Here is an 11,093-nt window from a genome sequence, read left to right as displayed (position 1 = left end):
TGACGCGCGCGAGCTGAAGAACAGCTCGAACCAGACGCTGTCAAAGACTGAATACGCTTACACGACCGACCCCGGCGGCTCGACGGCTGTTCAGTCCGCAATCTCGACCGATGAGACTGGTCAGCAGACGAAAGTAGATCTTGACTACGATGCGTACGGCAACGTCGTGAACACACGAGAGTACGGGTTCAAGATAAGCGGGCAGTGGAAGGTGCGCAGGCGGACGCATAATACATACATAACGTGGGAGCCGTACATGAGCGCTTACATGCGCAACCGAGTGGTGAGGGTCGAGATTTTCGACGCGCTGCAGAACACCAACGACGGGGATGACGTGCTGATAGGCAAGAGTGAATATGGGTATGACAATCCAATGGGAGGTCTGGAAACCTATGGAGGGACGGCCAATCCGCCGGGGCATCTGGCCAGCTACAACGGCTACGGTCCAACGCGAGGGAGCCTCACCGATGTGATCAGCTACAGCGATGTAGTAGCCGGCACGTCGGTGACTCACAGCAGCAAGACAGACATATTCGGCAACACGACGAAGGCTCAGGTGTCGTGCTGCGACGAGAAGAGCTTCACGATGAGTGAAGCCACTTACTGGTCGCGAGCATCGCAGACCACGAGCGGCAACACGTCGGGCGTCTACTTGACCACAGTCGCGGGCTACGACTTCAACACACTGGCTCAGACCAGCGAGACCGATCCCAACAATCAAACGGCGAGTTATGGCTATGACGCCGCGACAAATCCTACGGCGTTTACTTCTCCGACGGGCGCGAACGACACGAGGGCTTACAACGTTCGGGGCGAACTCACTTCGAAGACGGTCAACTATAGCGAAGGCGGGGTGAACAAGACTATCACCACGACGGCGGTCTATGACGCCTGGGGACAGATGACTTCGTCGGTTGATGCGAACGGAGCGCAGACGAATTACACCTACAACAACATGGGCCGCCTGCTCACACGGACGAATCCGTTTCCGCAAGGTGGAACCCCTGGGCCGACGACCACCTATCAGTACGATCAACTCGGGCGAGTGACAGTTGAAACTCTGCCTGGAGGCAACACGGTTCAGACGGCGTACAGCGGAAGCGTTGTGACAGTTACTGACCAGGTTAATCGGAAGATCAAGCGCGAAAGCGACGGGCTGGGAAGGCTGATCAAAGTCACCGAGCAAGACGTTTCGACCAGCGCACTCACTCAAGAGACGACTTACACTTACGACATCGCAGACCATTTGACCGGTGTGAATCAAGGCGGGCAGACCCGCGCTTTCAAGTACGATTCTGAAGGGCATCTATTGTTCGAACGGATCCCGGAGACGGCGGCTACAATCAACGATGGGACCGGTACTTACTGGTCAACGAAGTACACCTACACCAGCGTTGGGGCAGTGGCCACCAGGCAAGACGCTCGCGGGGTGATTACGACGTATGGCTATGACAGCTTGAATCGTCTGACTTCGATCAGCTACAACACAAGTGGCGCGACTGGAGTGGCAACAACTTCTAACGTGACTTACAACTACGACAACAATCAATCGAGCGGCACCAAGGGCTTGCTGCTGTCGCTGAGCGTCGGGAGCGCATATTCAGAGAGCTACAGCTACGACAGCTTCAAACGAGTAAGCGCGACAACCCGGGTGATGGATGGACTGACATACTGGATTGGGTATCAGTACAACACAGCGAACCAAATGACGCAGATAACTTACCCAAACGGCGCGGTGATCAACATGGGACACGATAGCCGTGGGCGGCTGACTTCCGTGGGGGGCTATCTGACGAGCGTGACCTACAACGGCATCGGGCAGATGACCGGGACAACACTTGGCAACGGAGTAAGCGAAAGCTTCGGTTATGATGCGAACAGAATGCAGTTGACTTCGCAGAGCGCGGCTATCCCAGGGAACGGGCCGTTGATGAGCTTAGCCTACAGCTATCAGGCTCAGGCCGGACAGATGGGGGCAGGCACCACAGCAGGGAACGCCGGCCAGTTGATGGCGATTACCTGCTGCAGTTCGATAGGTGGGCTGGCTGAACTTGCCACCTACACGTATGACAATATGGAGCGGCTTGTCACGTCATCTCAGACGACAAACGGTGTGACAGCGCAACGACGGTTCGCCCATGACCGATGGGGCAATCGAACAGGTGTGTGGGACGCAGTGACTGGAGGCAATCAGATTCAGAGCGTCGCGTTGCAGCAGAGCGGCGGCGCGCCTACAAATCGAATTCAGACTCTTACGAGCGGCGCAACAGTCACGTACACGTATGACGCGGCAGGCAATGTTACTAATGATGGAGCGCATAGCTACACCTATGACGCAGAGAATCGCCTGACGAGCGTAGACGGAGGGACGTCTGCTCAGTACAGCTATGACAATCAGAACCGTCGATACAAGAAAGTATCAGGCGGTGCGGGGACGCACTATATTTGGGAAGGCAGTCAGGTAATAGGTGAGTTCGATTCGGCCACAAGGGGGTTGATCGCGGTCTACATTTATGCAGTCGGCCGGATGATCGCAAGAGGAGAGACGGGGGTGACGAAGTATCTATTAAACGACAGACTGAGCGAGAGGCTTGTGCTTGATGGAAGCGGCAACCTGATAGGCCGTCAGGGTCACTTGCCTTTTGGAGAGGGCTTAGGAGAAAGCGGCACGCAGGAGAAACATCATTTCACGACTTATGAGCGCGATACTGAGAGCGCCGCGGACTATGCGATTAACCGTCACTACGCGTCGAGCGTTGAAAGATTCATGCAAGTTGACGGGTTAACTAGTTCATCCAACCAATCCACGAATTTCAACAGGTACTTTTACGCGAATGCTGATCCAGTGAACAATAGCGATAAGAAAGGGTTGTCGCCATCGCCCTTGGAGGCGGCATTCGCTGACCGACTAGAAGATGAAGGAACCAGCGTATCGGCCGGTTTTCCCGCACCGATTCTTTCTTTGCAAGCAAGCGGCGCGCTCAATCCCTCATTGAGTGCGTCAAAAGCAAAGGGAGATTCGCAGGCGGACGAGGAGCAAGGCCAGGCGGCTTCGTCTATCTATTCACCGAATTCGATTGGTGGCGGTTCAACGGTCTATCTGTCTGTACGCGCTAGAATTGAAAGATTTCAACCCTTTCTGGCGATACCGGTATGGTTCTTCGGCTTAGAAACTCCATGGTTAAGCACTCCGCCTGGTCGCGTTAGGTTTCCGGGTAACCTGTATCCCCCAACCATGATCTTCGTGATCTACAGTGTGTGGAGGTTTGCGGTCAAGAACAAGCCGATTCGAGTCAACACCTGGGGTACGAGCATGTGGACGCATTGCGCCGCGAGCAATTTCTTTGCCCCGCCCCAGGTCTGTTATCTTATACCCCATACGTCGAGTCCGCTCAGTCAGTGGATTAGTTGGCACATTAGGTAATCGCCATGGTCGCGGGAAATGACCGACTTCTGATACCAATGATTTCAAGGTTTGATGCGAAGGCATGGCTAAGTTCTTAGTTAGCGCTGAGCGACTTCTTTTGCGCTATTCAAGGAGGCGCTTTAGGGCGCATCGAGTTATTCGTAGACGGCAAGGGCTCGTGTCTCGCTCGTTAGTCGTGGAAGACATGAGGCATAACCGGTTTTTTGAGGTTGGTTATGACGAGACTCCTTCCTATGATGACTTCGGTGACGTTGATAGCGCCAAGCTAGAGCGTATCATTGATCTCTCAGACATCTTGACCTGCATTAGTAGGCTTAGCGTCGAAGCTTACCTATATCAGAAGATAAGGGATTTGAAGCCTAGCGGATCGTTAGAGGAAGCGCTTCAAAGTGGATCATTGCGGAGAAAAGCCTTTGAAGAGCAGATGGATTCAGCTGGCCTGGAACCAAAATCAGCCGCGTTCGATTGGGCTGATACAGGGAGAGAGCTGCATCAGTGCGATGCCGAGGGTTTGAGGGCTTATATAGAACTTTCAGGCAATGACAGTTGCACTACTGTCGATGACATTGTCCGGCGCCTGTCGGCTGAGGTCAGGGCAAAGGTAGGGCGCACAAACGTTTTTTGGCGTGCTGTTGCTAAAGGCCAGGACGGGCGCGAATTTGAGTTGCTCACGTTTGAAAAACCCCATTAACACGCGGTCCCACAGTTTGACTCGAGTTTCTTAATTGCCACCCGCCAGCCGTCCGGCTAGAATGATCATTCCGCTCGACACCACAAGATGCTCGATAAGTTCAAAGATGAGTGTGGCGTATTTGGTATCTTCAACCATGAAGATGCCGCGCGGCTGACCTATCTCGGGCTGTATGCGTTGCAGCATCGCGGACAGGAATCTGCCGGGATGGTTTCGTCGGACGGCGAGCGCTTGCAGGCGTATCGCGGGATGGGCTACGTCAGTGAAATATTCCGCCAGGAAGAACTGTCCCATCTGCCCGGGCGCGCCTGCATCGGTCACGTGCGCTACTCGACTGCCGGCAGCGTTTCGCTGCGTGAAGCTCAGCCTTTTTTAGTCGACGGTTATCGCGGGCAGATCGCGGTTTGTCACAACGGCAACCTTCCTTATGCCAATCAAGTGCGCGAAGAGCTCGAGCTCAGCGGCGCGATCTTCTCTTCAACCTCGGACACCGAGATCGTGCTCCACAAGATCGCGCGCTCGCGAGCAGTCGATCTGATCGGCGCCATCGTGGATACGTTCACCGAAATAGAAGGCGCGTACTCGATGGTGTTCCTCACAAAAGACAAGTTGATTGCGGTGCGCGACCCGCGGGGGTTTCGACCGCTGTGTCTGGGCCAATTAGGCGACGCCTACGTCGTCGCCTCCGAGACCTGCGCTTTTGACTTGATAGATGCGACTTACCTGCGCGACGTGCAGCCGGGCGAGATACTGGTCATCGATCGCGATGGACTTCATTCCTCGTTCCCGCTGCCGAAGCTCAAGCCCGCTCACTGCATCTTCGAGCACGTCTACTTCTCGCGGCCCGATTCGATTGTGTTCGCCCGCTCGGTGAATAAGAGCCGTCACAAGATGGGACAGCAGCTCGCTCGCGAGCATCCTGCCGACGCCGACATAGTTGTGCCGGTGCCGGATTCAGGGGTGGCCGCGGCGATTGGCTACGCCGCGGAGTCCGGCTTGAAGTTTCGATTCGGACTGGTGCGCAATCATTACGTCGGCCGCACGTTCATCGAGCCTAAACAGTCAATCCGCCACTTTGGCGTGAAGGTGAAACTGAACCCGGTGCGAGACTTGATCGAGGGCTTGAGCGTCGTGTTGATCGACGATTCGATCGTGCGCGGGACGACTTCAAAGAAGATTGTGCAGATGGTCAGGCAGGCGGGCGCCCGCGAAGTTCACGTGCGCATAAGCTGCCCGCCGACGATTGCGCCGTGCTTCTATGGCGTCGATACGCCGACGCGCGATGAGTTGATAGGCGCGAACTTGAGCGTCGAAGACATCGCCCGGCACATTGACGCCGACAGCCTCGGCTACTTGAGCCTCGAAGGATTGCTCCGCGCTTGCGGCGATCCGTTCGGGAATCGTCACTGCACGGCGTGCTACACCAACGATTATCCGATACCGGTTACGTCGGCGGCGCGGACCAAAACTGAAAGGGAAGAGGGCGCGCTTCTGCACGATTCAGTTTGGCCTCGCACCTAACCCCGCCTCCTCAGATGAATAAAAGGCTCAGACCGATAGTCATCGTCGCGCTGCTGGCAGTCGCGCTTGTCGCGTTAGTCCTGGTCTTCCGCCAGCGGCCTCAGCACCCGGAGCCTGGTCCAGTTTCTGGCAAGCTGGTCATTCGCTTTCTCGATATTGGTCAGGGCGACTGTGAGTTGATTCAGCTCCCGACCGGCGAGACGATTCTGATTGATTCGGGAGATCGCGGTGCGCCGACGGTCGATCTGCTGCGAAAGTACGGCGTGAAGCAACTCGACTTGATCATCGCTACGCACCCGCACTCCGACCATTTGGGCGAGATGCGGGATGTGATGCGTGCGTTTAAGGTACTCGAGTTCTGGGATTCTGGATTCAATCACACAACCAAAACCTATAGCGACATGCTCCAGGAGATAAGAGACCGCGGTATCAAATCAACCAATCCCAAACGCGGCGACGTGCTCAAGCTCGGAGACGTGTTGATCGAGGTGCTGAATCCATCGAACGAGCTTCCAGACAACAATGCCAACAACGCATCCATAGTGATTCGCCTGACGTACGGCTCTAAACGCTTTCTGTTCACCGGTGACGCGGAAACTTACGAAGATTCGACAAAGCCTTCTGCGTGGGAGCAGATGCTGGAGACGGAAAAAGACAAGCTCCGTGCCGACCTTCTCAAGGCCGGTCATCACGGCAGCTCTGACGGTACGACTCGCGAAGTGCTCGATGCGGTCCGGCCTTCGATTGTCACGATTAGTTGCGCCGCGGGAAATGACTATCATCACCCGCACCCGAGGGTGATGCGAATGCTCGAACAGGCTCGCGATCAGGTCAAACTCTACCGGACCGATCTCGAAGGGACCCTCACTGCGGTGTGCGACGGCTCAACCATCGAGATGAGCTCGGACAAGCAGATCGCCCGTGAGCGGCTGTACTTGACTGGCGATGAGGTGGCGGGTACGGTTGCCAACGACGGCCGCGAAGGCTCACAGCGGGGCAGACGCAACAGCAGTAGAGCACGATGAAACTTGGAGGCTCAACAAAGGTAGTCGTCGATCGTATCGAAGGCGATCTGGCTGTGCTGGTGCTCTATGAAGACGATCGCGTGAAGTTCAATCTCCCGGTGCATTACCTGCCTGAAGGTGTGAGAGAAGGGGATCACTTGCAAATGGGTTTTACTCAGGATGAAGAGAGCCGCGAGTCGGAACGAAAGAAAGTTGAAGACTTGTTGAAGAATTGAAGCGGACCCGATTGGTCCCTGCGGCTTTGCGAGCACGAGGGCTAACGCAAAGACGCAGAGTCGCAAAGACGCGAAAAAAAGAGAGAATATGAGCGAGCAGTTCAGCTACCGCGACGCGGGCGTTGACATAGACGCCGCCAACGAAGCGAAAGATCGCATCAAGCGTTTGGCGCGACAGACTTTCACGCCGAACGTGATGACCGAGATCGGTTCCTTCGGCGGGATGTTTCGGGCTGACTTCTCGCAAATGAAAGAGCCGGTGCTGGTGTCGTCCGCTGACGGCGTCGGCACGAAACTGCGCATCGCGTTTATCACCGGTATTCACAACACCGTCGGGTACGATCTGGTCTGCCACTGCGTCAACGACATCCTTGTCCAAGGCGCGCGGCCGCTTTTCTTTCTCGACTACATCGCCGCGGGGAAACTTGTTCCCGAAACGATTGCGTCGGTAATCGAAGGTCTCGCGCGCGGCTGCAAGGAAGCCGGCTGCGCGCTGATCGGGGGCGAGACCGCCGAGATGCCCGGCTTCTACGCCGACGGAGAGTATGATGTCGCGGGCTTCATCGTCGGCCTGGTCGATCGGGCTCATATCATCGACGGCTCGCGCGTCACGCCGGGAGACGCTTTGATAGGCTTGCCGTCGGTGGGATTGCACACTAATGGCTACAGCCTCGCGCGCAAGCTGCTCTTCGAGGTAGCCGCTTATCCGCCCGGCGCGCATATCGACGAGTTGGGCTGCACTGCCGCTCAGGAGCTGTTGAAGCCACACCGCAGTTATCTCGGGGCCCTCGACGGCCTTTTGGAATCGGGCGCGATGAAGGGGCTCGCGCATATCACCGGCGGCGGCTTGCTCGAGAACATCCCGCGCATCTTGCCCGAAGGCACGGCGGCTGAGATCAATGCCGGATCGTGGCCAGTGCTGCGGGTGTTTGATCTGCTCGGCCGAATCGGCAACGTTTCGGAAAGAGAGATGTACCGTACTTTTAACATGGGAATCGGGATGGTTGTCATCGCGAGCCCTGACGATGCCAGCGCGGTGCGCGAACATCTCGATCGGCGAGGCGAAGCGCACTTCGATATCGGAAGGATTGTTGAAGGCTCCCGGTCGGTGTCCATGGTGATGCGTGAAACGTGATGCGTGACTCAAGCTCGCGGTCGGGAAGGGTGGCTTGCCCCCGCTGTCCTTGTTGAGACTTGAAGTTGCTTTCAAATCGAGGCAGCGGGGGCAAGCCACCCTTCCCGACCCTTCCCGACCGCGAGCTTGAGTCACGCGTCACATTGAACCACGTCGCAACAATGTCATAGCATTCATCGTTAGGGAATCACGGAGCGAAGGATGGCAAAATGGTGTCCGAACTGCGGAAGGAATGTTGACGAAGATGAGAAGTTTTGCCGCCAATGCGGCATGCCTCAGCACCTCGAGGGTGAAGAGGCAACAACGTGGATACTGAGTCCGCAAGCCGAATCGGCTCGCGAGACGACGCCGGTTCAGCCCGGTCTTACTTCTCCGACAATGCCGCCGGCTGGAGTTGGGTACAGTATCCCGACACCTACGCCTTATTACCCTCCTCCTTATCCAACGCAGTATCAGCCGCCGGTTCAGACGGGACAGCCTCACATCTCGCTTGGCGATTGGTTATCGGGCGGGTGGCAAGTCTATAAGGAGAATTGGGCTCTGATGTCTCTCGCCACGCTGCTCGGCGGATTGTTGAGCGCGGCGACGGCGGGGATACTCGCAGGCCCGCTGCTGATGGGAATGTTCCGAATGGCGTTCAAGACGATGCGCGGGGAACGGCCCGAGATCGGCGATCTGTTCAACTGGCGAGGGTACTTTCTCCAGGCATTCTTGACCGCGCTGATTTTCGGAGCGATCTACATTGGACTCGGTGGGATTGGTAATAACAACGCCTTCTTCGGCCTGCTGAGCGCGGCCGCGACGCCATTGCTATTCTTGATGGTGGGGTTCACGACCTCGCATATCCTCGAGCGCGGGTGGGACGTGGCGAAGGCGATTAACCAGGTCGCCAGGCTCGTGTTCTCGCGGGACGCGTTCATGTGGTGGGTCGTTGGCCTGGTGTTCGCGGCGATTTCAGTCGGCGGCGTAATAGGCTGCGGGATCGGTGCGCTGATAACACTGCCGTGGATGATCTCGGCAACTGCCGTCGCTTATCGAGACGTGTTCGGCATCGACGATCCAAACCGAACGAATCATTGATCGCCCAGTCTTTCATCCGAACACTCGCACAGGGATCAAATCAGACAATCAAAAAGGAGGCTAACCCACGGCTTCGACGATGAACAATAACCCTGCACCACCACAAGTTCGCTTTGGCGATTGGATAAGCGAAGGCTGGAAGATGTTCACGGAACAATGGAAGGGATGGGTGACGCTGTCACTTGGTTTCTTCGTGGCAGTGGTTGTTCCGATTGGCGCGTTCATCCTGGTCATGTATCTGATGATGTTTGCGACGATGATGGCGCCGGGCCCGCGCGGCGCCCCACCGCAAATGCCCGTGATAGCAATTCTGTTTCTTTATCTTGGGATGTTCGCGCTCATCATCGTCTTGATGCCCCTCTCGGTCCTTTTGATGGGGGGAGCATACCGTGCGGCGTTCAAGCAGCTTCGCGGTGGGCGCGTAGAATTTCGTGATCTGTTCTCGGCTCGAGATTGTTACTGGCGCTTGCTGGGAGCGATGCTCATACACTTCGTGCTCGTCTCCCTCGGCATGATGCTGTGCGTGATACCTGGTCTTATCGTCTCCGGGCTTCTCATCTTTACGATGCCGCTGATCGTCGAGCGGAATCTCGGAGTCTTTGAAGCTATGCGCGCCAGCCGCGATGTCACGCAACCCAATCTTCTAATGTTCACCCTTTTCGCCTTCGTGGTTCAATTGATCGCATCAGCCGGAAGCTACGCCTGTTATGTTGGACTACTCGCTAGCTGGCCCCTGATGTTCACGATCAGTGCTGTTGCATATCGCGATTGCTTCGGGGTGCAGGGCGCGCGGAGTTTCCTGCAAGCTTCGTCTCCGCAGGATGGCTATGGGCCGCCGCCCGCAGTTTACACTTCATCGCCCGCACAGCAGTCGATCGAGTGCCCGAACTGCCAGGTCTCTTTGCCTGCGACGGCACAGTTCTGCTTTAGCTGCGGGAAGAATGTCAGCGCATAGATGAAAACTGAATTCGAACAGACTGCGAAGCGGCAAATAGCGGTCATAGGCGCAGGCTATTGGGGCGTCAACCACGTGAGGAATTTTCACGAGCTGGGCGCGCTCAGCATGGTTTGCGATACGAGCCGGTCGTCGCTCGATATAATCGCGGAGAGGTTTCCTGATGTTGCGATCGAGAGCGATTTCAGAAGCGCGTTTGCCGACGCGGACGTTCGCGGCGTGGTGATATCGACGCCCGCGGAAACTCACTATCAGATGGCGCGAGCCGCAATCGAAGCAGGCAAGGATGTGCTCGTCGAGAAACCGCTGACGCTCGATGTGGCTGAAGGGGAGCGACTGGTGAAGCTAGCCGGCGAGCGGGGCGCGGTGCTGATGGTAGGCCATCTGCTCGAGTATCACCCCGCGGTGTTGAGACTTCGAGAGCTGATCAAATCGGGTGAACTCGGCAAGCTGCGATACATCTACTCTAATCGTCTCAACCTGGGAAAGGTGAGAAGGGAAGAGAACATCCTGTGGAGCTTCGCCCCGCACGACATCGCAATCATTTTGCGGCTGGTTGGCGCCTGGCCCGCCCGCGTTGCCGTCACCGGCGGGGCTTATCTTCAACCAAGCATCGCCGATGTGACCGTCACCAACATAGAGTTCCCAACCGGCGTTCGCGGGCACATATTTGTGAGCTGGCTGCACCCGTACAAGGAGCAGCGCCTGGTCGTGGTCGGATCGAGACGAATGGCGGTCTTTGACGATGTCCGAAAGTACGACAAGTTGATTGTGTACGATCAAGGAGTCGAGTTCGTGAATGGCGAGCCTGTCACACGAAGGAACGAAGGCGTCGCTGAAGTGCTCGACACAGCCGAGCCGCTTCGTCTCCAGTGCTTGCAATTCCTCGAGTGCATCGAGACCCGGCGACAGGCGCTAACGGACGGCGAAAGCGGACTGCGTGTTTTGCGCGTGCTCGATGCGGCCGAGCGGTCGCTGGCGGCGGGCGGAACTCCGATTGAATTATGAGCAGGGGATCTAACCACAAAGGCACAAAGACACAAA

General features: G+C 56.6%; 9 protein-coding genes. All 9 read left to right on the top strand.

Going from position 1 to position 11,093, the window contains the following annotated elements:
* Positions 1–3,424: RHS repeat-associated core domain-containing protein (locus AABO57_25345; GenBank protein MEK6289059.1), on the top strand; the 3,424-nt coding region annotated here is incomplete at its 5' end.
* A gap of 178 nt (positions 3,425–3,602) precedes the next feature.
* Positions 3,603–4,118 carry a hypothetical protein gene (locus tag AABO57_25340; protein ID MEK6289058.1) on the top strand — a complete coding sequence of 172 codons (516 nt, stop codon included), beginning with the start codon at positions 3,603–3,605 and terminating at the stop codon, positions 4,116–4,118.
* Positions 4,119–4,205: 87 nt separating this feature from the next.
* Positions 4,206–5,639: an amidophosphoribosyltransferase gene (gene purF / locus AABO57_25335; GenBank protein MEK6289057.1), complete on the top strand. Its 1,434-nt coding sequence runs from the start codon at positions 4,206–4,208 to the stop codon at positions 5,637–5,639.
* A gap of 14 nt (positions 5,640–5,653) precedes the next feature.
* A complete protein-coding gene (locus AABO57_25330; GenBank protein MEK6289056.1) occupies positions 5,654–6,664 on the top strand; it encodes an MBL fold metallo-hydrolase in 1,011 nt (336 codons plus the stop codon).
* Positions 6,661–6,879: a DUF3006 domain-containing protein gene (locus tag AABO57_25325; GenBank protein ID MEK6289055.1), complete on the top strand. Its 219-nt coding sequence runs from the start codon at positions 6,661–6,663 to the stop codon at positions 6,877–6,879. The genes AABO57_25330 and AABO57_25325 overlap by 4 nt, the downstream gene beginning before the upstream one ends.
* 88 nt (positions 6,880–6,967) lie before the next feature.
* Entirely contained in the window at positions 6,968–8,014 is a 1,047-nt protein-coding gene (purM, locus tag AABO57_25320; GenBank protein ID MEK6289054.1) for a phosphoribosylformylglycinamidine cyclo-ligase, read from the top strand.
* Between the two features lie 201 nt (positions 8,015–8,215).
* Entirely contained in the window at positions 8,216–9,094 is an 879-nt protein-coding gene (locus AABO57_25315) for a zinc ribbon domain-containing protein (protein ID MEK6289053.1), read from the top strand.
* A 142-nt stretch (positions 9,095–9,236) separates the two neighbouring features.
* A complete protein-coding gene (locus tag AABO57_25310) occupies positions 9,237–10,049 on the top strand; it encodes a hypothetical protein (protein ID MEK6289052.1) in 813 nt (270 codons plus the stop codon).
* On the top strand, positions 10,050–11,057 hold the full coding sequence (locus AABO57_25305; protein ID MEK6289051.1) for a Gfo/Idh/MocA family oxidoreductase: 1,008 nt from the start codon (positions 10,050–10,052) through the stop codon (positions 11,055–11,057).
* Positions 11,058–11,093: the final 36 nt, after the last annotated feature.

Source organism: Acidobacteriota bacterium (genome assembly GCA_038040445.1).
GTDB classification, from domain to species: domain Bacteria; phylum Acidobacteriota; class Blastocatellia; order UBA7656; family UBA7656; genus Onstottus_A; species Onstottus_A frigus.
Note: the sequence above shows the minus strand (reverse complement) of the source record. Positions and strands in the feature narration are given on the sequence as shown.